The organism is Citrobacter tructae, assembly GCF_004684345.1.
Classification (GTDB): domain Bacteria; phylum Pseudomonadota; class Gammaproteobacteria; order Enterobacterales; family Enterobacteriaceae; genus Citrobacter; species Citrobacter tructae.
This window is the reverse complement of the sequence record NZ_CP038469.1, coordinates 3,817,754-3,837,121: the sequence shown is the minus strand read 5'-3', so window position 1 is coordinate 3,837,121 and position 19,368 is coordinate 3,817,754. Positions and strand designations below refer to the sequence as shown.

Annotated in this window: 35 protein-coding genes; 1 reads left to right on the top strand and 34 read right to left on the bottom strand. The window is 50.0% G+C overall.

From position 1 onward, the window contains the following. Nucleotides 1-5: 5 nt before the first annotated feature. The 24 genes from rpsM to rpsJ all read right to left on the bottom strand — a co-directional run bounded on the left by rpsM (nt 6) and on the right by rpsJ (nt 11,152). A complete protein-coding gene (gene rpsM, locus E4Z61_RS19050) occupies nt 6-362 on the bottom strand; it encodes a 30S ribosomal protein S13 (RefSeq protein WP_003031135.1) in 357 nt (118 codons plus the stop codon). A 146-nt stretch (nt 363-508) separates the two neighbouring features. Then, nucleotides 509-625, bottom strand: coding sequence for a 50S ribosomal protein L36 (gene rpmJ / locus E4Z61_RS19045; protein ID WP_000868187.1), 117 nt, complete (start codon nt 623-625; stop codon nt 509-511). Nucleotides 626-655: 30 nt separating this feature from the next. Continuing rightward, the gene (gene secY / locus E4Z61_RS19040; RefSeq protein WP_001118864.1) at nt 656-1,987 is read right to left on the bottom strand and encodes a preprotein translocase subunit SecY; all 1,332 of its coding nucleotides are present in this window, start codon (nt 1,985-1,987) and stop codon (nt 656-658) included. Nucleotides 1,988-1,994: 7 nt separating this feature from the next. Further along, nucleotides 1,995-2,429, bottom strand: a complete 435-nt coding sequence (gene rplO / locus E4Z61_RS19035; RefSeq protein ID WP_096759320.1) for a 50S ribosomal protein L15 — start codon at nt 2,427-2,429, stop codon at nt 1,995-1,997. 3 nt (nt 2,430-2,432) lie between these two features. Then, nucleotides 2,433-2,612 carry a 50S ribosomal protein L30 gene (rpmD, locus tag E4Z61_RS19030; RefSeq protein ID WP_001140434.1) on the bottom strand — a complete coding sequence of 60 codons (180 nt, stop codon included), beginning with the start codon at nt 2,610-2,612 and terminating at the stop codon, nt 2,433-2,435. A gap of 3 nt (nt 2,613-2,615) precedes the next feature. After that, a complete protein-coding gene (gene rpsE, locus E4Z61_RS19025; protein WP_003031131.1) occupies nt 2,616-3,119 on the bottom strand; it encodes a 30S ribosomal protein S5 in 504 nt (167 codons plus the stop codon). A gap of 14 nt (nt 3,120-3,133) precedes the next feature. Further along, the gene (rplR, locus tag E4Z61_RS19020) at nt 3,134-3,487 is read right to left on the bottom strand and encodes a 50S ribosomal protein L18 (RefSeq protein WP_000358960.1); all 354 of its coding nucleotides are present in this window, start codon (nt 3,485-3,487) and stop codon (nt 3,134-3,136) included. A 9-nt stretch (nt 3,488-3,496) separates the two neighbouring features. Further along, nucleotides 3,497-4,030, bottom strand: a complete 534-nt coding sequence (rplF, locus tag E4Z61_RS19015; RefSeq protein ID WP_135324096.1) for a 50S ribosomal protein L6 — start codon at nt 4,028-4,030, stop codon at nt 3,497-3,499. A 12-nt stretch (nt 4,031-4,042) separates the two neighbouring features. Then, nucleotides 4,043-4,435: a 30S ribosomal protein S8 gene (rpsH, locus tag E4Z61_RS19010; RefSeq protein WP_003031127.1), complete on the bottom strand. Its 393-nt coding sequence runs from the start codon at nt 4,433-4,435 to the stop codon at nt 4,043-4,045. A gap of 30 nt (nt 4,436-4,465) precedes the next feature. After that, nucleotides 4,466-4,771, bottom strand: coding sequence for a 30S ribosomal protein S14 (rpsN, locus tag E4Z61_RS19005; RefSeq protein WP_003031125.1), 306 nt, complete (start codon nt 4,769-4,771; stop codon nt 4,466-4,468). A 14-nt stretch (nt 4,772-4,785) separates the two neighbouring features. Further along, nucleotides 4,786-5,325: a 50S ribosomal protein L5 gene (gene rplE / locus E4Z61_RS19000; protein ID WP_003031123.1), complete on the bottom strand. Its 540-nt coding sequence runs from the start codon at nt 5,323-5,325 to the stop codon at nt 4,786-4,788. A 14-nt stretch (nt 5,326-5,339) separates the two neighbouring features. Beyond that, entirely contained in the window at nt 5,340-5,654 is a 315-nt protein-coding gene (gene rplX, locus E4Z61_RS18995; RefSeq protein WP_003031122.1) for a 50S ribosomal protein L24, read from the bottom strand. A gap of 10 nt (nt 5,655-5,664) precedes the next feature. Beyond that, the gene (gene rplN, locus E4Z61_RS18990; RefSeq protein WP_000613954.1) at nt 5,665-6,036 is read right to left on the bottom strand and encodes a 50S ribosomal protein L14; all 372 of its coding nucleotides are present in this window, start codon (nt 6,034-6,036) and stop codon (nt 5,665-5,667) included. A 162-nt stretch (nt 6,037-6,198) separates the two neighbouring features. Next, nucleotides 6,199-6,453, bottom strand: coding sequence for a 30S ribosomal protein S17 (rpsQ, locus tag E4Z61_RS18985; RefSeq protein ID WP_003031120.1), 255 nt, complete (start codon nt 6,451-6,453; stop codon nt 6,199-6,201). Beyond that, the gene (gene rpmC / locus E4Z61_RS18980) at nt 6,453-6,644 is read right to left on the bottom strand and encodes a 50S ribosomal protein L29 (protein ID WP_000644742.1); all 192 of its coding nucleotides are present in this window, start codon (nt 6,642-6,644) and stop codon (nt 6,453-6,455) included. Before rpmC ends, rpsQ begins: the two co-directional genes overlap by 1 nt. Then, on the bottom strand, nt 6,644-7,054 hold the full coding sequence (rplP, locus tag E4Z61_RS18975) for a 50S ribosomal protein L16 (RefSeq protein WP_000941212.1): 411 nt from the start codon (nt 7,052-7,054) through the stop codon (nt 6,644-6,646). Before rplP ends, rpmC begins: the two co-directional genes overlap by 1 nt. Nucleotides 7,055-7,066: 12 nt before the next feature. After that, the gene (rpsC, locus tag E4Z61_RS18970; RefSeq protein WP_006817277.1) at nt 7,067-7,765 is read right to left on the bottom strand and encodes a 30S ribosomal protein S3; all 699 of its coding nucleotides are present in this window, start codon (nt 7,763-7,765) and stop codon (nt 7,067-7,069) included. Nucleotides 7,766-7,782: 17 nt separating this feature from the next. Then, entirely contained in the window at nt 7,783-8,115 is a 333-nt protein-coding gene (gene rplV, locus E4Z61_RS18965) for a 50S ribosomal protein L22 (protein WP_000448832.1), read from the bottom strand. Nucleotides 8,116-8,129: 14 nt separating this feature from the next. Continuing rightward, nucleotides 8,130-8,408 (bottom strand): 30S ribosomal protein S19, encoded by a 279-nt coding sequence (gene rpsS, locus E4Z61_RS18960; RefSeq protein WP_001138115.1) that lies wholly within the window; start codon nt 8,406-8,408, stop codon nt 8,130-8,132. Between the two features lie 16 nt (nt 8,409-8,424). Beyond that, nucleotides 8,425-9,246, bottom strand: coding sequence for a 50S ribosomal protein L2 (gene rplB / locus E4Z61_RS18955; protein WP_038634702.1), 822 nt, complete (start codon nt 9,244-9,246; stop codon nt 8,425-8,427). Nucleotides 9,247-9,263: 17 nt separating this feature from the next. Next, entirely contained in the window at nt 9,264-9,566 is a 303-nt protein-coding gene (rplW, locus tag E4Z61_RS18950) for a 50S ribosomal protein L23 (RefSeq protein ID WP_004868363.1), read from the bottom strand. Next, complete coding sequence (rplD, locus tag E4Z61_RS18945; protein WP_003031119.1) at nt 9,563-10,168, bottom strand: 50S ribosomal protein L4; 606 nt, start codon at nt 10,166-10,168, stop codon at nt 9,563-9,565. The genes rplW and rplD overlap by 4 nt, the downstream gene beginning before the upstream one ends. A 10-nt stretch (nt 10,169-10,178) precedes the next feature. Then, nucleotides 10,179-10,808 carry a 50S ribosomal protein L3 gene (gene rplC, locus E4Z61_RS18940; protein WP_096759318.1) on the bottom strand — a complete coding sequence of 210 codons (630 nt, stop codon included), beginning with the start codon at nt 10,806-10,808 and terminating at the stop codon, nt 10,179-10,181. 32 nt (nt 10,809-10,840) lie between these two features. Beyond that, a complete protein-coding gene (rpsJ, locus tag E4Z61_RS18935) occupies nt 10,841-11,152 on the bottom strand; it encodes a 30S ribosomal protein S10 (protein WP_001181005.1) in 312 nt (103 codons plus the stop codon). Nucleotides 11,153-11,532: 380 nt separating this feature from the next. Between rpsJ and E4Z61_RS18930 the strand changes: the two genes are divergently transcribed. After that, entirely contained in the window at nt 11,533-12,000 is a 468-nt protein-coding gene (locus E4Z61_RS18930; protein WP_135324965.1) for a prepilin peptidase, read from the top strand. Here E4Z61_RS18930 and bfr read toward each other — a convergent pair. The 10 genes from bfr to E4Z61_RS18880 form a co-directional block, all read right to left on the bottom strand. Continuing rightward, on the bottom strand, nt 11,997-12,473 hold the full coding sequence (gene bfr / locus E4Z61_RS18925; RefSeq protein ID WP_135324095.1) for a bacterioferritin: 477 nt from the start codon (nt 12,471-12,473) through the stop codon (nt 11,997-11,999). The two genes, E4Z61_RS18930 and bfr, sit on opposite strands and share 4 nt — an antisense overlap. 71 nt (nt 12,474-12,544) lie before the next feature. Continuing rightward, nucleotides 12,545-12,739, bottom strand: coding sequence for a bacterioferritin-associated ferredoxin (bfd, locus tag E4Z61_RS18920; RefSeq protein ID WP_003031111.1), 195 nt, complete (start codon nt 12,737-12,739; stop codon nt 12,545-12,547). A 184-nt stretch (nt 12,740-12,923) separates the two neighbouring features. Next, nucleotides 12,924-14,108, bottom strand: a complete 1,185-nt coding sequence (tuf, locus tag E4Z61_RS18915) for an elongation factor Tu (RefSeq protein ID WP_135324094.1) — start codon at nt 14,106-14,108, stop codon at nt 12,924-12,926. A gap of 71 nt (nt 14,109-14,179) precedes the next feature. Then, nucleotides 14,180-16,294 carry an elongation factor G gene (gene fusA / locus E4Z61_RS18910; protein ID WP_135324093.1) on the bottom strand — a complete coding sequence of 705 codons (2,115 nt, stop codon included), beginning with the start codon at nt 16,292-16,294 and terminating at the stop codon, nt 14,180-14,182. A gap of 96 nt (nt 16,295-16,390) precedes the next feature. Continuing rightward, the gene (gene rpsG / locus E4Z61_RS18905; RefSeq protein ID WP_135324092.1) at nt 16,391-16,861 is read right to left on the bottom strand and encodes a 30S ribosomal protein S7; all 471 of its coding nucleotides are present in this window, start codon (nt 16,859-16,861) and stop codon (nt 16,391-16,393) included. Between the two features lie 95 nt (nt 16,862-16,956). Beyond that, a complete protein-coding gene (rpsL, locus tag E4Z61_RS18900) occupies nt 16,957-17,331 on the bottom strand; it encodes a 30S ribosomal protein S12 (RefSeq protein ID WP_003023654.1) in 375 nt (124 codons plus the stop codon). Nucleotides 17,332-17,456: 125 nt separating this feature from the next. Next, on the bottom strand, nt 17,457-17,744 hold the full coding sequence (gene tusB, locus E4Z61_RS18895) for a sulfurtransferase complex subunit TusB (protein WP_135324091.1): 288 nt from the start codon (nt 17,742-17,744) through the stop codon (nt 17,457-17,459). 6 nt (nt 17,745-17,750) lie between these two features. Beyond that, nucleotides 17,751-18,110: a sulfurtransferase complex subunit TusC gene (tusC, locus tag E4Z61_RS18890; RefSeq protein ID WP_135324090.1), complete on the bottom strand. Its 360-nt coding sequence runs from the start codon at nt 18,108-18,110 to the stop codon at nt 17,751-17,753. Then, nucleotides 18,110-18,496 carry a sulfurtransferase complex subunit TusD gene (tusD, locus tag E4Z61_RS18885; protein ID WP_135324089.1) on the bottom strand — a complete coding sequence of 129 codons (387 nt, stop codon included), beginning with the start codon at nt 18,494-18,496 and terminating at the stop codon, nt 18,110-18,112. Before tusD ends, tusC begins: the two co-directional genes overlap by 1 nt. Further along, nucleotides 18,496-19,218 (bottom strand): helix-turn-helix transcriptional regulator, encoded by a 723-nt coding sequence (locus tag E4Z61_RS18880; protein WP_003023643.1) that lies wholly within the window; start codon nt 19,216-19,218, stop codon nt 18,496-18,498. The genes tusD and E4Z61_RS18880 overlap by 1 nt, the downstream gene beginning before the upstream one ends. Between the last annotated feature and the right edge of the window lie 150 nt (nt 19,219-19,368).

The window sequence follows — 19,368 nt, the reverse complement described above, 5'->3', positions numbered from 1 at the left end:
CCCGATTATTTCTTGATCGGTTTGCGCGGACCCTTACGGGTACGTGCGTTGGTCTTGGTACGCTGACCGCGAACCGGGAGACCACGACGATGACGCAAACCGCGATAGCAACCAAGGTCCATAAGGCGCTTGATGCTCATGCTAACTTCACGGCGCAGATCACCTTCAACGACAAATTTGGCAACTTCGTCACGCAGCGTGTCGATTTGTTCTTCAGACAGCTCACTGATCTTAACATCTTCAGCGATACCCGCTGCAGCCAGAATGGCCTTAGAACGGGTCTTGCCGACGCCGTAGATCGAAGTTAATGCGATCACAGCATGTTTCTGATCAGGAATGTTAATGCCTGCTATACGGGCCACTATGCACTCCTACTATTTAATATGTACGCACCATGCTGAAAAGCCCGTTTTCAGGATACTCAAATGGAAACGCACAGACATACAAAAGATTGGCTGGCTAATCTAGCCAGCTCAACCCAACTTTGCAAGAAAAATATGCGAATAAATCAGCCTTGGCGCTGTTTATGCTTTGGCTCGGCACTGCAAATCACACGGATGACACCATCACGCTTAACGATTTTGCAGTTACGGCATAATTTCTTGACGGAAGCACGAACTTTCATTTTTACTCTCCGTAACTTCTCGGGCGACTGTTAACGGCCATAGCCTTTCAGATTCGCCTTCTTCAATGCAGACTCATACTGACTTGACATCATCAGAGTTTGCACTTGAGCCATAAAGTCCATAATCACGACAACAACGATAAGCAGTGAGGTCCCACCGAAGTAGAACGGTACTTTCATTGCATCACGCATGAACTCCGGGATCAGGCAGATAAAGGTAATGTAAAGCGCACCAACCAGAGTCAGGCGGGTCATTACTTTATCGATATACTTCGCCGTTTGCTCTCCCGGACGAATTCCTGGTACAAATGCACCGGACTTCTTCAGGTTATCTGCTGTTTCACGCGGGTTGAAAACCAACGCCGTGTAAAAGAAACAGAAGAAGATGATTGCAGACGCATAGAGTAACACATAAAGCGGTTGCCCAGGCTGCAAATACAGCGAAATTGTTGTCAGCCAGTTCCAACCAGTACCGCCCCCGAACCATGACGCGATGGTCGCCGGGAACAGAATAATACTGGAAGCGAAAATTGCTGGGATAACCCCGGCCATATTCACTTTCAGCGGTAAATGTGTGCTCTGTGCAGCATAGACACGACGACCTTGCTGACGTTTCGCGTAGTTTACCACAATGCGGCGTTGACCACGCTCAACAAATACAACAAAGAACGTCACTGCAAATACTAATACTGCAACCAACAGCAACACGAGGAAGTGCAGGTCGCCTTGACGCGCTTGCTCGATAGTATGGGCAATGGCTGGCGGGAGTCCCGCGACAATACCGGCGAAGATAATGATTGAGATACCGTTGCCGATACCACGTTCAGTAATCTGTTCACCCAACCACATCAGGAACATAGTCCCTGTGACCAGACTTACAACAGCGGTGAAATAGAATGCAAAACCTGGATTCATTACCAGGCCTTGCATACCAGGCATATTCGGTAGACCGGTAGCAATACCGATCGACTGGAATATTGCCAGCACCAGAGTACCGTAGCGGGTGTACTGGCTGATCTTACGACGACCAGACTCCCCTTCTTTCTTAATTTCCGCCAGCGTTGGATGAACCACCGTCAGCAGCTGGATAATGATCGACGCCGAAATATACGGCATGATCCCCAGAGCAAAGATAGAAGCACGGCTGAGAGCACCACCAGAGAACATGTTAAACATTTCAATGATGGTGCCTCGCTGTTGCTCAAGCAGTTTGGCAAGTACAGCGGCATCAATACCAGGGATCGGAATGAAAGAGCCAATACGGAACACAATCAGCGCGCCGATAACAAACAGCAGTCTGCGTTTCAGCTCGCCTAAGCCACCTTTGGCACTTTGAAAATCTAATCCCGGTTGTTTAGCCATCTGCTACTTATTCCTCGATTTTACCGCCAGCAGCTTCGATAGCAGCACGAGCGCCTTTAGTAACACGCAGGCCACGAACAGTTACCGGAGTAGTGACTTCACCAGCCAGGATCACTTTCGCGAACTCGATCTGGATACCGATAATGTTTGCTGCTTTCAGCGTATTCAGGTCTACAACACCGCCTTCAACTTTAGCCAGGTCAGACAGACGAACTTCGGCTGTGATCGCTGATTTACGTGAAGTGAAGCCGAATTTCGGCAGACGACGGTACAGAGGCATCTGACCACCTTCGAAACCGCGACGTACGCCACCGCCAGAACGAGACTTCTGACCTTTGTGACCACGACCACCGGTTTTACCGAGGCCAGAACCGATACCACGACCCAGGCGGCGAGCCGCTTTTTTAGAGCCTTCGGCCGGAGACAGAGTATTTAAACGCATCTCTTACTCCTCAACTTTAACCATGAAGGAAACCGCGTTGACCATACCACGAACAGCAGGAGTATCCTCGCGTTCTACGGTGTGACCAATACGACGCAGACCCAGGCCAAGCAGCGTTGCCTTGTGTTTCGGCAGACGACCGATTGCACTGCGGGTTTGAGTAATTTTAATAGTCTTTGCCATGGTTTATTTCCCCAGAATTTCTTCAACGGATTTACCACGCTTGGCAGCGACCATTTCCGGAGATTTCATATTTTCCAAACCATCGATAGTTGCACGAACCACGTTAATCGGGTTGGTGGAACCATACGCTTTAGCCAGAACGTTACGAACTCCAGCGACTTCCAGAACGGCGCGCATTGCACCACCGGCGATGATACCGGTACCTTCGGAAGCCGGCTGCATGAAGACACGAGAACCCGTGTGAGTACCCTTAACCGGGTGCTGCAGGGTGCCGTGGTTCAGCGCGACGTTAATCATATTGCGACGGGCTTTTTCCATCGCTTTCTGGATCGCTGCTGGAACTTCACGCGCTTTACCGTAACCAAAACCTACGCGACCGTTACCATCGCCAACTACAGTCAGAGCTGTGAAGGAGAAAATACGACCACCTTTTACGGTTTTAGATACGCGGTTAACCGCGATCAGCTTTTCCTGCAGTTCGCCAGCTTGTTTTTCGATGTGAGCCATCTTACACCTCTACCTTAGAACTGAAGGCCAGCTTCACGGGCAGCATCTGCCAGTGCCTGGACACGACCATGATATTGGAACCCGGAACGGTCAAAGGATACATCTTTGATGCCTTTTTCCAGAGCGCGTTCAGCAACAGCTTTACCTACAGCTGCAGCAGCGTCTTTGTTACCGGTGTACTTCAATTGTTCAGCGATAGCTTTTTCTACAGTAGAAGCAGCTACCAGAACTTCAGAACCGTTCGGTGCAATTACCTGTGCGTAAATATGACGCGGGGTACGATGTACCACCAGGCGAGTTGCACCCAGCTCCTGGAGCTTGCGGCGTGCGCGGGTCGCACGACGGATACGAGCAGATTTCTTATCCATAGTGTTACCTTACTTCTTCTTAGCCTCTTTGGTACGCACGACTTCGTCGGCGTAACGAACACCCTTGCCTTTATAAGGCTCAGGACGACGGTAGGCGCGCAGATCTGCTGCAACCTGACCGATCAGCTGTTTATCAGCGCCTTTCAGCACGATTTCAGTCTGAGTCGGACATTCTGCAGTAATACCTGCCGGCAGCTCATGATCAACTGGATGAGAGAAACCTAAAGCCAGGTTTACTACATTCCCTTTGACCGCTGCGCGGTAACCTACACCAACCAGCTGCAGCTTCTTAGTGAAGCCTTCGGTAACACCGACAACCATTGAGTTCAGCAGGGCACGCGCGGTACCAGCCTGTGCCCAACCATCTACGTAACCATCACGTGGACCGAAGGTCAGTGCATTATCTGCATGATTAACTTCAACAGCATCGTTGAGAGTACGAGTCAGCTCGCCGTTCTTACCTTTGATCGTAATAACCTGACCGTTGATTTTTACATCAACGCCGGCAGGAATAACGACCGGTGCTTTAGCAACACGAGACATTTTTTCCTCCGATTAGGCTACGTAGCAGATAATTTCGCCACCAAGACCAGCTTGGCGCGCTGCACGATCAGTCATAACACCTTTAGAGGTAGAAACAACTGCGATACCCATGCCAGCCATAACTTTTGGCAGCTCGTCTTTGCGCTTATAAATACGCAGACCTGGGCGACTGACACGCTGAATGCTTTCTACAACAGCTTTACCCTGGAAATACTTAAGAGTAAGTTCCAGTTCCGGCTTGGTGTCGCCTTCAACTTTAAAATCTTCAATAAAACCTTCTTCCTTCAGCACGTTGGCAATTGCCACTTTCAGCTTGGAGGAAGGCATGGTGACCGCAGCTTTATTCGCGGCCTGACCGTTACGGATACGGGTCAGCATATCCGCGATCGGATCTTGCATGCTCATCTGTCTTTACTCCCGTGATTCAATTGGTAATTACCAGCTAGCCTTTTTCAAGCCTGGTACTTCACCGCGCATAGCGGCTTCACGTAACTTGATACGGCTCAACCCGAACTTGCCCACATAGCCATGCGGACGACCTGTTTGACGGCAGCGGTTACGCTGACGAGACGGGCTGGAATCACGCGGCAGAGACTGCAGCTTCAGAACTGCGTTCCAACGATCTTCGTCGGTCGCGTTCACATCAGAGATAATAGCTTTCAGTTCAGCGCGTTTTGCGAAGTACTTATCAGCTAAAGCTACGCGCTTAACTTCGCGTGCTTTCATTGATTGCTTAGCCATTCAGTAACCCTACCTTACTTGCGGAACGGGAAGTCAAAGGCAGCCAGCAGAGCACGGCCTTCTTCATCAGATTTCGCAGTAGTGGTAATGGTAATATCCAAACCACGCACGCGGTCGACTTTATCGTAGTCGATTTCTGGGAAGATGATCTGCTCACGGACACCCATGCTGTAGTTACCACGACCGTCGAAAGACTTAGCGGACAAGCCACGGAAGTCACGGATACGTGGAACAGCAATAGTGATCAGGCGCTCAAAGAACTCCCACATGCGTTCGCCACGCAGAGTTACTTTACAGCCGATCGGATAGCCCTGACGGATTTTGAAGCCTGCAACTGATTTGCGTGCTTTGGTGATCAACGGTTTTTGACCGGAGATTGCTGTCAGATCAGCTGCTGCGTTATCCAGCAGTTTCTTGTCAGCGATCGCTTCACCAACACCCATGTTCAGGGTGATCTTCTCGACCCGAGGGACTTGCATGACAGAATTGTAGTTAAACTCAGTCATGAGTTTAGCGACTACTTCGTCTTTGTAGTAATCATGCAGTTTCGCCATCGTACTACTCCAAATTACTTGATAGTTTCGCTGTTAGACTTGAAGAAACGGACTTTTTTGCCGTCTTCGAATCTAAAGCCTACACGGTCAGCCTTGCCGGTTGCCGCGTTGAAGATAGCAAGGTTAGAGATCTGAATAGCTGCTTCTTTCTCTACAATGCCGCCTGGTTGGTTCAGGGCCGGAACCGGCTTCTGATGTTTCTTAACCAGGTTGATACCTTCAACAATGACCTTGCCGGAAGACAGGACATTTTTTACTTTACCGCGTTTACCTTTATCTTTACCGGTTAACACGATAACTTCGTCATCACGACGGATCTTCGCTGCCATGATTCGCTCCTTAGAGTACTTCTGGTGCCAGAGAGATAATTTTCATGAACTTCTCGTTACGAAGTTCACGAGTTACCGGCCCAAAAATACGCGTACCGATAGGTTGCTCGCTGTTATTGTTTAAAATAACGCATGCATTACCATCGAAGCGAATGACAGAACCGTCCGGGCGACGAACACCCTTCTTGGTGCGCACCACTACCGCCTTCAGCACATCACCTTTTTTGACCTTACCACGCGGAATTGCTTCCTTGATGGTGATCTTGATGATGTCGCCTACGCCTGCGTAGCGACGGTGCGAGCCACCCAGAACCTTGATACACATTACGCGACGTGCACCGGAGTTGTCGGCGACGTTCAGCATAGTCTGTTCTTGGATCATTTTAGTGCTCCGCTAATGTCAACTACTACTGAGACCCGAAAATCAGGTCGTTAAAAAGCCCCATATCGGGGGCGCGGCATTATAACACCGCTTCAACGATATGGGTAGAAAAAATAAACGGCTCATCGCTGAGCCGTTTATTCGTTGAGAATGCATACTCTATTACAGAACAGCTTTCTCTACAACGCGAACCAGCGTCCAGGACTTAGTCTTGGACAGCGGACGGCATTCGCGGATTTCAACCACGTCACCAGTACCGCATTCGTTGTTCTCGTCATGTACGTGCAGTTTGGTCGTACGCTTGATGAATTTACCGTAGATCGGGTGTTTCACGAAACGTTCGATAGCAACAACAATGGATTTCTCCATTTTGTCGCTAACAACACGACCTTGCAGAGTACGGATTTTATCGGTCATTACGCACCCGCCTTCTCAGTCAGTAAAGTCTTAACGCGTGCGACATCACGACGCACTTGCTTCAACAGGTGAGACTGTTGCAGCTGGCCACTTGCAGCCTGCATACGCAGGTTGAACTGCTCACGCAGCAGATTCAGCAGCTCGGTGTTCAGCTCTTCAACACTCTTCTCACGCAGCTCTTTTGCTTTCATTACATCACCGTCTTAGTTACAAAGGTGGTTTTAATCGGCAGTTTCGCTGCTGCCAGCTTGAATGCTTCACGGGCCAGCTCTTCCGGTACACCGTCCATTTCATACAGGACTTTACCCGGCTGAATCAAGGCAACCCAATACTCCACGTTACCTTTACCTTTACCCATACGCACTGCCAGCGGCTTTTCAGTGATCGGTTTGTCCGGGAATACACGGATCCAGATCTTACCTTGACGCTTAACTGCACGGGTCATAGCACGACGTGCTGCTTCGATCTGACGGGCAGTCAGACGACCACGGCCAACAGCTTTCAGACCGAAGCTGCCGAAGCTAACATCCGTACCCTGCGCCAGACCGCGGTTACGGCCTTTGTGCATTTTACGGAATTTTGTACGCTTTGGTTGTAACATCAGCGACGCTCCTTATTTACGGCCTTTACGCTGCTGCTTTTTAGGTTGAGCAGCCGGTTCCGGTTGTTCAACAGCAGCCATACCACCCAGGATCTCGCCTTTGAAGATCCATACCTTAACGCCGATTACACCGTAAGTGGTGTGCGCTTCAGAGGTGTTGTAGTCGATGTCAGCACGCAGAGTGTGCAGAGGTACGCGACCTTCGCGGTACCATTCGGTACGTGCGATTTCCGCGCCGCCCAGACGGCCGCTAACTTCAACTTTAATACCTTTAGCGCCCAGACGCATTGCGTTCTGTACAGCACGCTTCATAGCACGACGGAACATAACGCGACGTTCCAGCTGAGAAGTGATGCTGTCAGCAACCAATTTTGCGTCCAGTTCAGGCTTACGCACTTCGGCGATATTGATCTGGGCAGGTACGCCAGCAATATCAGCTACGACTTTGCGCAGTTTTTCTACGTCTTCGCCTTTCTTACCGATAACGATACCCGGGCGAGCGGTGTGAATGGTCACACGGATGCTCTTAGCCGGACGCTCGATAACGATACGAGATACAGACGCTTTAGCCAGTTCCTTAGTCAGGTACTGACGTACTTTAAAATCGCTGTCCAGGTTGTCAGCGAATTCTTTGGTGTTCGCAAACCAGGTTGAATTCCATGGTTTTACAATACCCAGGCGAATACCATTAGGATGTACTTTCTGACCCATTGCTAGTCTCCAGAGTCTCAGCGATCGGACACAACCACAGTAATGTGGCTGGTGCGCTTCAGGATGCGATCTGCACGACCTTTTGCACGCGGCATAATGCGCTTCATGCTAGGGCCTTCGTCTACGAAAATTTTCGTAACTTTCAGATCGTCAATGTCAGCGCCATCGTTGTGTTCAGCGTTAGCAATGGCAGATTCCAGGACTTTCTTAACCAGTACAGCCGCTTTCTTATTGGTGTAGGTCAGAATATCCAGAGCCTGCGACACTTTCTTACCGCGAATCAGGTCTGCAACAAGGCGAACCTTCTGAGCAGAAGAACGAGCATGGCGATGTTGAGCTAAAGTTTCCATCTCTTCCTCCTACCTTATTTCTTCTTCGCTTTTTTATCAGCAGCATGGCCGCGATAAGTACGAGTCGGTGCGAATTCACCCAGTTTGTGACCGACCATTTCGTCGGAAACAAATACCGGAACGTGCTGACGACCATTATGGACAGCGATGGTCAAACCGATCATGTTAGGAAAGATCGTTGAACGACGGGACCAAGTGCGCAGGGGCTTCTTGTCTCCGCTTTCCACCGCTTTCTCTACCTTCTTCAGCAAGTGCAGGTCAATAAAAGGACCTTTCTTGAGAGAACGTGGCATGGCTTATCCTCTAAAATTATTTGCTACGGCGACGTACGATGAATTTATCAGTACGCTTGTTGCTGCGGGTCTTCTTACCTTTGGTCTGAACGCCCCACGGAGTTACCGGGTGCTTACCAAAGTTACGACCTTCACCACCACCATGTGGGTGATCGACTGGGTTCATCGCAGTACCGCGAACGGTAGGACGAACACCACGCCAGCGTGCAGCACCTGCTTTACCCAGAACGCGCAGCATATGCTCAGCATTGCCAACTTCGCCCAGAGTTGCACGGCAGTCTGCTTCGACTTTACGCATTTCACCAGAACGCAGACGCAGGGTGACATAAGCACCATCGCGAGCAACGATCTGAACGTAAGTACCAGCGGAACGTGCCAGCTGACCGCCTTTACCTGGTTTCATTTCTACGTTATGAACGGTAGAACCAACCGGGATATTGCGCATCGGCAGGGTGTTACCTGCTTTGATTGCAGCATCAACGCCAGATTGAACCTGGTCACCAGCTTTCAGGCCTTTAGGGGCCAGGATATAACGACGTTCGCCGTCTTTGTACAGAACCAGCGCGATGTTCGCGGAACGGTTCGGATCGTACTCAAGACGTTCAACAATTGCCGGGATACCGTCTTTGTTGCGTTTGAAGTCAACGATACGATAAGCCTGCTTATGACCACCACCGATGTGACGAGTGGTGATACGGCCATTGTTGTTACGACCACCGGATTTGCTGTTTTTTTCAACCAGCGGAGCAAAAGGTTTGCCCTTGTGCAGCTCTGGGTTGACCACTTTAACGACGTGGCGACGACCCGGAGATGTCGGTTTACATTTAACAACTGCCATTGTATTACTCCTCCGACTTACTCAGCGCCGCCGACGAAGTCCAGATTCTGGCCTTCCTTCAGGGTGACGTAAGCTTTTTTCCAGTCGCTACGACGACCGATACGCTGTCCGTGACGTTTAACTTTCCCTTTAACTACCAGGGTGTTAACGACTTCGACTTCGACTTCAAACAGTTTCTGCACAGCAGCTTTGATTTCTGCTTTGGTCGCGTCTTTAGCAACTTTGAGAACGATGGTATTGGTTTTTTCCATCGCAGCAGACGCTTTTTCAGAAACGTGCGGTGCACGCAGCACCTTCAGCAAACGTTCTTCACGAATCATGCCAGCATCTCCTCAACTTGCTTAACAGCATCAGCAGTCATTACGACTTTGTCGAAGGCGATCAGGCTAACCGGGTCGATACCAGTTGCATCGCGTACGTCAACCTTGTGCAGGTTGCGCGCAGCCAGGAACAGGTTTTCGTCCAGCTCACCGGTGATGATCAGCACATCTTCCAGAGCCATGTCTTTCAGTTTCTGTGCCAGCAGCTTAGTTTTAGGCGCTTCTACAGAGAATGATTCGACAACGATCAGACGATCCTGACGTACCAGTTCGGACAGAATGCTTTTCAGCGCGCCGCGGTACATCTTTTTGTTAACTTTTTGACTGTGGTCCTGCGGGCGAGCAGCGAAGGTTACGCCACCGGAACGCCAGATCGGGCTCTTGATAGAACCTGAACGCGCACGGCCGGTACCTTTCTGGCGCCACGGCTTTTTGCCTGAACCAGTTACTTCAGCACGAGTCTTCTGAGCACGAGTACCCTGACGAGCACCAGCTGCATAAGCAACAACAACCTGGTGAACCAGCGCTTCGTTGAAATCACGACCGAAGGTAGTTTCGGAAACAGTCAGCGCGCTCTGCGCGTCTTTCAATACTAATTCCATTGCTATCCCCTTACGCCTTCACAGCTGGTTTAACGATCAGGTCGCAACCGGTCGCACCCGGAACACCACCTTTAACCAGCAGCAGGTTGCGCTCAGCGTCAACGCGTACTACGTCAAGGCTCTGAACGGTGACACGCTCGTTACCCATCTGACCTGCCATTTTCTTGCCTTTGAACACTTTGCCCGGAGTCTGGTTCTGACCGATAGAACCCGGAACGCGGTGAGACAAGGAGTTACCGTGAGTTGCGTCCTGGGTACGGAAGTTCCAGCGCTTAACGGTACCTGCGAAACCTTTACCTTTAGAGGTGCCAGTTACGTCAACTTTTTTAACGTCAGCAAACAGTTCAACGCTAATGTTCTGACCAACGGTGTATTCTTCACCATCTGCCAGACGGAACTCCCACAGGCCGCGGCCAGCTTCTACGCCAGCTTTAGCAAAGTGACCAGCTTCCGGCTTGGTTACACGGTTAGCTTTTTTAGCACCAGTGGTAACCTGAACAGCGCGATAGCCATCGTTAGCCAGATCTTTGATCTGAGTAACGCGGTTTGCTTCAACTTCGATAACGGTTACTGGGATAGATACGCCATCTTCAGTGAAGATGCGGGTCATACCCACTTTTTTACCGACTAAACCAATCATTGTATCAACCTCTCAATCGCTCGATGACCTGATTAACCCAGGCTGATCTGCACGTCTACACCGGCAGCCAGGTCCAGACGCATCAGAGCATCAACGGTTTTTTCAGTTGGCTCAACGATGTCAACCAGACGCTTGTGAGTGCGAATTTCGTACTGATCACGCGCGTCTTTGTTAACGTGCGGAGAGATCAGAACGGTAAAGCGCTCTTTGCGGGTCGGCAGCGGGATCGGACCACGAACCTGCGCACCAGTGCGCTTGGCAGTCTCGACGATTTCCGCGGTTGATTGATCAATCAGACGATGATCAAACGCTTTCAAACGGATACGGATTCTTTGGTTCTGCATGAGACCAGAGCTCCAATTATTTTATAGACGAAATAGTTACTCCTCAAACCCATTACGATTGATGGGAGAGTGTAACCGTTCTTACAGAGTTCCCCGATTGGGAACATTGTCTGGTATCGCTTTCGCAATACCGGTGGCTCATATCGAACCGCTGTCAATATTAGACAAGCCCGCGCATTATACGTAAATCTCAGCCTTACGCAAGTGCCGCGTAGATATTAATCACTCAGCCGGTAATGCGAACGCTATTCCGCTTTGATTGCTGGGGATTTTGTACGCCGTAATTTTTCTGGAAGGAAGCAAACGTAATGAGCAATCAAGCCTTGTATGACCGACATGTTTGCTTGAAGGTGGCATCTCTTGCCACAGAGGATTCGCGCATGTACACCGGCCTCCCCTTTCTGTTTCTCTACATCTCATTATGCGGGCTGCTTTGGCTCGAGGATTTACGCACCGGGTTATTACCCGACAAATTTACCTGCCCTCTTCTCTGGTGTGGTCTTCTTTACTACCAGTGCTGTGAACCGGCATTGCTATCCGGCGCACTTTGGGGGGCCATAGTAGGCTATTGCGCGTTTTCTTTGATCTACTGGAGCTATCGCCTGGTGCGGAAATATGAAGGATTAGGCTATGGCGATATAAAATTCCTCGCCGCGTTGGGTGCCTGGCACCGGTGGGAATCATTACCGCTTTTAGTCTTCCTGGCTGCTTGCTTAGCCTGCTGCATGATGGGAGTTGAATGTATCAGACATGGCAAAATGCGACTAAAAAACCCGCTGCCATTTGGGCCATATCTGGCGGCTGCGGGTTTTATTATTGGCGGGGTAAATCTGATACAGGGCGTTTAGTCACTGACTTTAATTTGCGACTGCAGATAATTTTGCAATCCCAGTTTTCCAATCAGATCCAGCTCCGTTTCAAGCCAGTCAATATGCCCTTCTTCATCGGTCAGGATCTCTATCATCATGTCCCGACTGACATAGTCATGAACGCTATCGGCATAAGCAATGGCTTCGCGTAAATCTTTTGCGCCATCGAGTTCGAGTCGAAGATCGGATTGCAGCATCTCTTCAACATCTTCGCCTATACCCAACTTACCAAGATCCTGTAAGTTTGGGAGACCTTCTAAGAATAAAATACGTTCGATATATTTATCGGCGTGTTTCATCTCATCGATAGATTCATGGTACTCAACATCATTGAGGCGAGTCAGCCCCCAGTTTTTAAACATTCGGGCATGGAGAAAATACTGGTTGATCGCGACAAGCTCATTTCCCAATAGTTTATTGAGATAATTTATGATTTTAACATCACCTTTCATTTTATAGTCCCTCCGCTTCCACTCTTAGAGCGTAGATGGGGCTACCGGGATGTCAAAAAAAAGAGTGTGACTTAGGCGATCTCTTTAAATTCTGGCATTTGTGTCAGCTCATCTTGCATCACTTCACGCGCGGCACGAATGCATTTACCACATTGATTTCCAACAGGAATAAATTTACGTAATTGCTGAAAGGATTGCGGATGAAACTGGCGAACAGCCTGACGAATTTTTTTATCACTTATCGCATTACACAAACAAACGTACATGATTGCTCCCGTTCAATTTATGCGCAAAGTGTAAATGAGAATAGTTATGATTACAATAGCACAATACTGTTTGTATGCTGACTGGTCTCGCCAAAAATGCGAATAAATATTACAGACGTTAAATCACAGGCAGCAAAAAGGGCGCCTAAGCGCCCTTTTCAATTCAAAACTAATTAACGAGTAATTAGCTCAGAACTTTAGCAACAACGCCCGCGCCAACGGTACGGCCGCCTTCACGGATTGCGAAACGCAGACCGTCGTCCATCGCGATCGGGTGGATCAGGGTAACAACCATTTTGATGTTGTCGCCCGGCATTACCATCTCTACGCCTTCTGGCAGTTCGATGGTACCAGTCACGTCAGTAGTACGGAAGTAGAACTGAGGACGGTAGCCTTTGAAGAACGGAGTATGACGGCCGCCTTCGTCTTTGGACAGGATGTAAACTTCAGATTCGAACTTGGTGTGCGGCTTGATAGAGCCCGGCTTAGCCAGTACCTGACCACGTTCGATTTCTTCACGTTTGATACCACGCAGCAGAACACCAACGTTCTCACCAGCACGGCCTTCGTCCAGCAGTTTGCGGAACATTTCAACGCCAGTACAGGTAGACTTAGCAGTCTCTTTGATACCAACGATTTCAACTTCTTCGCCAACTTTAACGATACCGCGCTCTACACGACCGGTAACAACGGTACCACGGCCGGAGATGGAGAATACGTCTTCGATAGGCAGCAGGAACGGCTTGTCAATCGCACGCTCTGGTTCCGGGATGTAAGAATCCAGGTAGCCAGCCAGTTCAACGATTTTAGCTTCCCACTCTGCTTCGCCTTCCAGCGCTTTCAGAGCAGAACCGCGAACGATCGGAGTGTCGTCGCCCGGGAAATCGTACTGAGACAGAAGTTCACGAACTTCCATTTCTACCAGTTCCAGCAGCTCTTCGTCATCAACCATGTCGCATTTGTTCAGGAACACGATGATGTACGGAACGCCAACCTGACGACCCAGCAGGATGTGCTCACGAGTCTGCGGCATCGGGCCGTCAGTCGCAGCAACAACCAGGATCGCGCCGTCCATCTGCGCAGCACCGGTGATCATGTTTTTAACATAGTCGGCGTGGCCCGGGCAGTCTACGTGTGCGTAGTGGCGAGTCGGGGTGTCATATTCAACGTGAGAAGTGTTGATGGTGATACCACGAGCTTTTTCTTCCGGTGCGTTATCGATCTGATCGAATGCGCGAGCAGAACCGCCGTAGGTTTTAGCCAGTACGGTGGTGATTGCAGCGGTCAGAGTAGTTTTACCGTGGTCAACGTGGCCGATGGTGCCGACGTTAACGTGCGGTTTTGTACGTTCAAATTTTTCTTTAGACACGGCTATATTCCTTACTATAGTGCTCTCCCCTTATAGAGAGAGCACGGGATTTTGGTTTTTAACCCTGCGGCTTATTTACCGCGGGCTTCGATTACGGCCTGAGCAACGTTGTTCGGCGCATCATCATACTTCAGGAACTCCATGGAGTAAGAAGCACGACCTTTGGTCAGAGAACGCAGTTGAGTTGCATATCCGAACATTTCAGACAGCGGAACTTCAGCGTGAATCACAACGCCAGTGACGTTAGATTCCTGACCACGCAGCATACCACGACGACGGCTAAGGTCACCGATGACGTCACCAGTGTTCTCTTCCGGCGTTTCTACTTCAACCTTCATGATCGGCTCAAGCAGAACAGGTTTCGCTTTCTTAAAGCCATCTTTGAAGGCGATAGAAGCGGCCAGTTTAAACGCCAGCTCAGAGGAGTCAACGTCATGGTAAGAACCGAAGTGCAGACGCACGCCCAGATCAACAACCGGATAGCCAGCCAGCGGGCCAGATTTCAGCTGTTCCTGGATGCCTTTATCAACGGCCGGGATGTATTCGCCAGGAATTACACCACCTTTAATGTCGTTGATGAACTCGTAGCCTTTCGGGTTTGAACCCGGCTCCAGCGGGTACATGTCGATAACAACATGACCGTACTGACCGCGACCACCAGACTGCTTAGCGTGTTTACCTTCGATATCGGTAACTTTCGCGCGAATCGCTTCACGGTAAGCAACCTGAGGTTTACCGACGTTCGCTTCAACGTTGAATTCACGCTTCATGCGGTCAACGATGATGTCGAGGTGCAGCTCACCCATACCGGCGATAATGGTCTGGTTAGATTCTTCGTCAGTCCATACGCGGAAAGACGGGTCTTCTTTAGCCAGACGGCCCAGAGCCAGACCCATTTTTTCCTGGTCAGCTTTGGTTTTCGGTTCTACCGCGATGGAGATTACCGGCTCAGGGAATTCCATACGCTCCAGAATGATTGGCGCGTTAGGATCACACAGCGTGTCACCCGTAGTTACGTCTTTCAGACCGATAGCAGCAGCGATGTCGCCCGCGCGAACTTCTTTGATCTCTTCACGTTTGTTAGCGTGCATCTGAACGATACGACCGAAACGCTCACGTGCAGTTTTCACGGAGTTCAGGATGGTATCACCAGAGTTAACCACGCCAGAGTACACGCGGAAGAAGGTCAAGTTACCCACGAACGGGTCGGTAGCGATTTTGAATGCCAGAGCAGCAAACGGCTCTTCATCGCTAGCGTGACGCTCAGCCGGAGTATCTTTACCGTCGTCCAGAATACCGTTGATCGCAGGTACGTCGACTGGGGATGGCAGGTAATCAATTACCGCATCCAGCATCGCCTGAACACCTTTGTTCTTGAACGCAGAACCACAGGTTACCAGGATGATTTCGTTGTTCAGAACGCGCTGACGCAGAGCTTTCTTGATCTCTTCTTCAGTCAGTTCTTCACCACCCAGGTATTTCTCCATCAGTTCTTCTGAAGCTTCTGCAGCGGACTCGATCAGGTTCTGGTGCCATTCTTCGGCCAGTTCCTGCATGTCTGCTGGGATATCTTCATAAGTGAAGGTTACGCCTGCATCTTCTTCGTTCCAGTTGATGGCTTTCATTTTCACCAGGTCAACAACACCGGTGAAATGTTCTTCAGCACCAATCGCCAACTGCAGCGGAACAGGGTTCGCGCCCAGACGGGTTTTGATCTGACCAACAACTTTCAGGAAGTTCGCACCCATACGGTCCATTTTGTTAACGAACGCAATACGTGGAACTTTATATTTGTTAGCCTGACGCCATACGGTTTCAGACTGCGGCTGAACACCACCAACTGCGCAGTAAACCATTACTGCACCATCAAGCACACGCATGGAACGTTCTACTTCGATAGTGAAGTCAACGTGCCCCGGGGTGTCGATGATGTTTACGCGATGCGGTTCATACTGCTTGGCCATACCAGACCAGAATGCAGTAGTCGCTGCGGAGGTGATAGTAATACCACGCTCCTGCTCCTGCTCCATCCAGTCCATGGTGGCTGCGCCGTCATGAACTTCACCGATTTTATGGTTTACACCGGTGTAGAACAGAATACGTTCGGTAGTAGTGGTTTTACCGGCGTCGATGTGCGCACTGATACCGATGTTACGGTAGCGCGCGATGGGTGTTGTACGAGCCATTTGATTCCTCGTTTATCTTTTAGGCGTTCAATTTAAGTAGCCCAAAGCGGGCTGCTTACAGGAAGCGCCCGCCTGGTGACTATTACTCCGAAGGGATTACCAACGGTAGTGTGCGAACGCCTTGTTGGCTTCTGCCATACGGTGAACGTCTTCACGTTTCTTAACTGCAGTACCTTTGTTTTCTGCAGCATCAGAAAGTTCGTTCGCCAGGCGCAGAGCCATGGATTTATCACCGCGTTTACGAGCAGCTTCAACGATCCAACGCATTGCCAGAGCATTACGACGGACCGGACGGACTTCAACTGGTACCTGATAAGTAGAACCACCAACGCGGCGAGACTTAACTTCGACAGTCGGGCGCACGTTTTCAAGGGCTACTTCAAAGGCTTCCAGGCCATCTTTACCAGCGCGCTGAGCCAGGGTCTCCAGGGCACTGTATACGATGGTTTCTGCAGTAGATTTTTTACCATCTACCATCAGGATATTTACAAATTTAGCCAGCAGCTCTGATCCGAACTTAGGATCCGGCAGAATTTTACGCTGACCAATGACGCGACGACGTGGCATGGGAATACTCCGTTGTTAATTCAGGATTGTCCAAAACTCTACGAGTTTAGTTTGACATTAATATAAAACGTTTGGCCTTACTTAACGGAGAACCATTAAGCCTTAGGACGTTTCACGCCATACTTGGAGCGAGATTGCTTACGGTCTTTAACGCCGGAGCAGTCAAGCGCACCACGAACGGTGTGGTAACGAACACCCGGAAGGTCTTTTACACGACCGCCACGGATCAGGATCACGGAGTGTTCCTGCAGGTTGTGACCTTCACCACCGATGTAGGAAGTCACTTCGAAACCGTTAGTCAAACGCACACGGCATACTTTACGCAGTGCGGAGTTTGGTTTTTTAGGAGTGGTGGTATATACACGGGTACATACACCACGTTTCTGCGGGCAGGCTTCCAGCGCAGGCACGTTGCTCTTTGCAACTTTGCGTGCGCGTGGTTTGCGTACCAGCTGGTTAACTGTTGCCATTAAATAGCTCCTGGTTTTAGCTTTTGCTTCGTAAACACGTAATAAAACGACCTCATACAATATGAGGACGCAGAATTTTAGGTCGGTGTCGAAAAGGTGTCAAGAAATATACAACGATCCCGCAATTACCAGGCCATCTGGTTGGGATGCTTCACCGTAAGTCTGACGAAGTCAGTATAGCTAACCCTGACGACACTGTCTGAAATTTGACCACACAACCCACGAGCCTTAATGTCTTCTTCCAGTACATAAACCTTAATGGAGGCATTTCGCAGAGTTTCAAGGAAACGACTGCCTTCTATTGCCGCAGTCACGCCATCCTGGAGCAATAAAAGCTCGTCATCTGCGCCAACGAGACGCAACAGGGAAGAGAAGTCGGTCAGCCACGCAGAGCGATGTAAAGTATGCAGCATGAGCGTTTAGAACCTCATAATGACGTCATAGTTGCCAAGCTCGCGGCGCAGGTCTGCAGGTTCAAGTACCGTTGCATTGACAACAAAATTCACGCTCTGAGCAAGGCCACGTTCGCGCAATGAAGCGGCACACATCCAGCATTGCTCTATATCGTACAGCCCCAACAGTTTGAAGGTCGCAATATAATCTCGCGCGAGGACCAGATCGGGTTTTTGCTCCGCCAGGATCTGGAATACACCATCTCCGATAAAAAAGACGCCGAGATCTTCTGTTAGTGCTGATGTTGCCAGCAGTGCATCCAGCCCTTCGCGGCCCGATGCGCTCCCGTGCGGCACGGTGGAAAAGACAAAAGCAACACGTTTCATTAGAATTGCACCACGCGATCGCACGTCAGGGATGCCTCAGCCAGCGCTCCCAGTCCACTAAGCGTAAAACCTGATTGTAAATTAGCCCCAGCCAATCCCAGCCTCTTTGCTTCAGTTTCATCAACAACGCCGCGGCGTAGTGCCGCCGCCACGCAGATATTTAGCTCCACACCGTGATGCTGGTTAAGCTGTTGCCAGGCGCGCACCAGATCAAATTCATCACTGGCGGGCGACGTCAGAAGGTTGGCGTTATACACGCCTTCCCGATAGAAGAAGACGCTGCTTAACTCATGACCTTCTTCAATCAATGCGTGGGCAAATTGCAACGCGCTGCTCGCCTGCTGTGTGCCATAAGCAGGACCAGTCACGACGATAGCAAAGCGCATTACTTGTCTTGCCCCTGGAAATCGCCGCTTTTGAACTGGCGAATATAGAGGTAGACCGTGTGCTTGGAGATGTTCAGACGGTCAGCGACCTGGTTAATGGCATCTTTGATATCGAAGATACCTTTCTCATACAGATTCAGGACGATCTGACGATTCTTCGCATTGTTGGAGACGTTACGATCGGCATTCACTTCTTCAATCGTGAACTCCAGCGTCTGGGTAACCAGATCTTCCACTGATGAGGCAAAGTTCACGGCAGAACCCACTTCCGGCGTTTCCGGCGGGATAAATGTATTCATTATCTGCGAAAAAGGAACATCAAGGTTCATGTTGATGCACAGCAGACCAATTACGCGATGCTCACGGTTGCGAATGGCAATCGTCACCGACTTCATCAAGACACCGCTTTTCGCACGTGTGAAGTAACACTTCGACACGCTGCTATCCGCACCCGTCATATCATGCAGCATGCGCAATGCCAGATCGGTAATCGGTGAGCCGATTTTACGGCCCGTGTGTTCACCGTTAGCTATGCGAATAGCCGAGCATTTCAAATCCTGCAAAGAGTGCAATACGATTTCACAATGGGAACCAATGAGCATCGCCAACCCGTCCACTACCGCTTCGTAGGATTTAAGGATATCGAAGTCAGTTTGATCAAAAGGACGTTGATCCAGCAAATCTAGCTCACTGGTTTCGTTGGTTAAAAGCGACCTGGACATGAAAAAAAGCACTCCTTTTCAGGAGCCTGTCGTTATGTTGTCAGGGCAGGCTCATCACTATTAGGGGCATCTAAAGTAATACAGCGCACAAGGCGCTTTCCAGTATTAATTATATCCTGTCGATAATAAAAAACCGCCGCCCTGAGGGCG

Excerpts from the sequence above, each read along its gene's own strand:
- rplO (WP_096759320.1), bottom strand. The coding sequence starts at position 2,429 with ATGCGTTTAAATACTCTGTCTCCGGCCGAAGGCTCTAAAAAAGCGGCT.
- E4Z61_RS18880 (WP_003023643.1), bottom strand. The coding sequence starts at position 19,218 with ATGTCCAGGTCGCTTTTAACCAACGAAACCAGTGAGCTAGATTTGCTG.
- rpsS (WP_001138115.1), bottom strand. The coding sequence starts at position 8,408 with ATGCCACGTTCTCTCAAGAAAGGTCCTTTTATTGACCTGCACTTGCTG.
- rplR (WP_000358960.1), bottom strand. The coding sequence starts at position 3,487 with ATGGATAAGAAATCTGCTCGTATCCGTCGTGCGACCCGCGCACGCCGC.
- rpsQ (WP_003031120.1), bottom strand. The coding sequence starts at position 6,453 with ATGACCGATAAAATCCGTACTCTGCAAGGTCGTGTTGTTAGCGACAAA.
- tusD (WP_135324089.1), bottom strand. The coding sequence starts at position 18,496 with ATGCGCTTTGCTATCGTCGTGACTGGTCCTGCTTATGGCACACAGCAG.
- rplN (WP_000613954.1), bottom strand. The coding sequence starts at position 6,036 with ATGATCCAAGAACAGACTATGCTGAACGTCGCCGACAACTCCGGTGCA.
- E4Z61_RS18930 (WP_135324965.1), top strand. The coding sequence starts at position 11,533 with ATGTACACCGGCCTCCCCTTTCTGTTTCTCTACATCTCATTATGCGGG.
- rplE (WP_003031123.1), bottom strand. The coding sequence starts at position 5,325 with ATGGCGAAACTGCATGATTACTACAAAGACGAAGTAGTCGCTAAACTC.
- rpsE (WP_003031131.1), bottom strand. The coding sequence starts at position 3,119 with ATGGCTCACATCGAAAAACAAGCTGGCGAACTGCAGGAAAAGCTGATC.
- tusC (WP_135324090.1), bottom strand. The coding sequence starts at position 18,110 with ATGAAACGTGTTGCTTTTGTCTTTTCCACCGTGCCGCACGGGAGCGCA.
- rplD (WP_003031119.1), bottom strand. The coding sequence starts at position 10,168 with ATGGAATTAGTATTGAAAGACGCGCAGAGCGCGCTGACTGTTTCCGAA.
- bfd (WP_003031111.1), bottom strand. The coding sequence starts at position 12,739 with ATGTACGTTTGTTTGTGTAATGCGATAAGTGATAAAAAAATTCGTCAG.
- rpmJ (WP_000868187.1), bottom strand. The coding sequence starts at position 625 with ATGAAAGTTCGTGCTTCCGTCAAGAAATTATGCCGTAACTGCAAAATC.
- rpsC (WP_006817277.1), bottom strand. The coding sequence starts at position 7,765 with ATGGGTCAGAAAGTACATCCTAATGGTATTCGCCTGGGTATTGTAAAA.
- rplW (WP_004868363.1), bottom strand. The coding sequence starts at position 9,566 with ATGATTCGTGAAGAACGTTTGCTGAAGGTGCTGCGTGCACCGCACGTT.
- bfr (WP_135324095.1), bottom strand. The coding sequence starts at position 12,473 with ATGAAAGGTGATGTTAAAATCATAAATTATCTCAATAAACTATTGGGA.
- rpsJ (WP_001181005.1), bottom strand. The coding sequence starts at position 11,152 with ATGCAGAACCAAAGAATCCGTATCCGTTTGAAAGCGTTTGATCATCGT.
- rpsN (WP_003031125.1), bottom strand. The coding sequence starts at position 4,771 with ATGGCTAAGCAATCAATGAAAGCACGCGAAGTTAAGCGCGTAGCTTTA.
- secY (WP_001118864.1), bottom strand. The coding sequence starts at position 1,987 with ATGGCTAAACAACCGGGATTAGATTTTCAAAGTGCCAAAGGTGGCTTA.
- rpsL (WP_003023654.1), bottom strand. The coding sequence starts at position 17,331 with ATGGCAACAGTTAACCAGCTGGTACGCAAACCACGCGCACGCAAAGTT.
- rplF (WP_135324096.1), bottom strand. The coding sequence starts at position 4,030 with ATGTCTCGTGTTGCTAAAGCACCGGTCGTTATTCCTGCCGGCGTTGAT.
- rpsG (WP_135324092.1), bottom strand. The coding sequence starts at position 16,861 with ATGCCACGTCGTCGCGTCATTGGTCAGCGTAAAATTCTGCCGGATCCT.
- rpsH (WP_003031127.1), bottom strand. The coding sequence starts at position 4,435 with ATGAGCATGCAAGATCCGATCGCGGATATGCTGACCCGTATCCGTAAC.
- rpmC (WP_000644742.1), bottom strand. The coding sequence starts at position 6,644 with ATGAAAGCAAAAGAGCTGCGTGAGAAGAGTGTTGAAGAGCTGAACACC.
- rpmD (WP_001140434.1), bottom strand. The coding sequence starts at position 2,612 with ATGGCAAAGACTATTAAAATTACTCAAACCCGCAGTGCAATCGGTCGT.
- tusB (WP_135324091.1), bottom strand. The coding sequence starts at position 17,744 with ATGCTGCATACTTTACATCGCTCTGCGTGGCTGACCGACTTCTCTTCC.
- rplC (WP_096759318.1), bottom strand. The coding sequence starts at position 10,808 with ATGATTGGTTTAGTCGGTAAAAAAGTGGGTATGACCCGCATCTTCACT.
- fusA (WP_135324093.1), bottom strand. The coding sequence starts at position 16,294 with ATGGCTCGTACAACACCCATCGCGCGCTACCGTAACATCGGTATCAGT.
- rplP (WP_000941212.1), bottom strand. The coding sequence starts at position 7,054 with ATGTTACAACCAAAGCGTACAAAATTCCGTAAAATGCACAAAGGCCGT.
- rplV (WP_000448832.1), bottom strand. The coding sequence starts at position 8,115 with ATGGAAACTTTAGCTCAACATCGCCATGCTCGTTCTTCTGCTCAGAAG.
- rplX (WP_003031122.1), bottom strand. The coding sequence starts at position 5,654 with ATGGCAGCGAAGATCCGTCGTGATGACGAAGTTATCGTGTTAACCGGT.
- rplB (WP_038634702.1), bottom strand. The coding sequence starts at position 9,246 with ATGGCAGTTGTTAAATGTAAACCGACATCTCCGGGTCGTCGCCACGTC.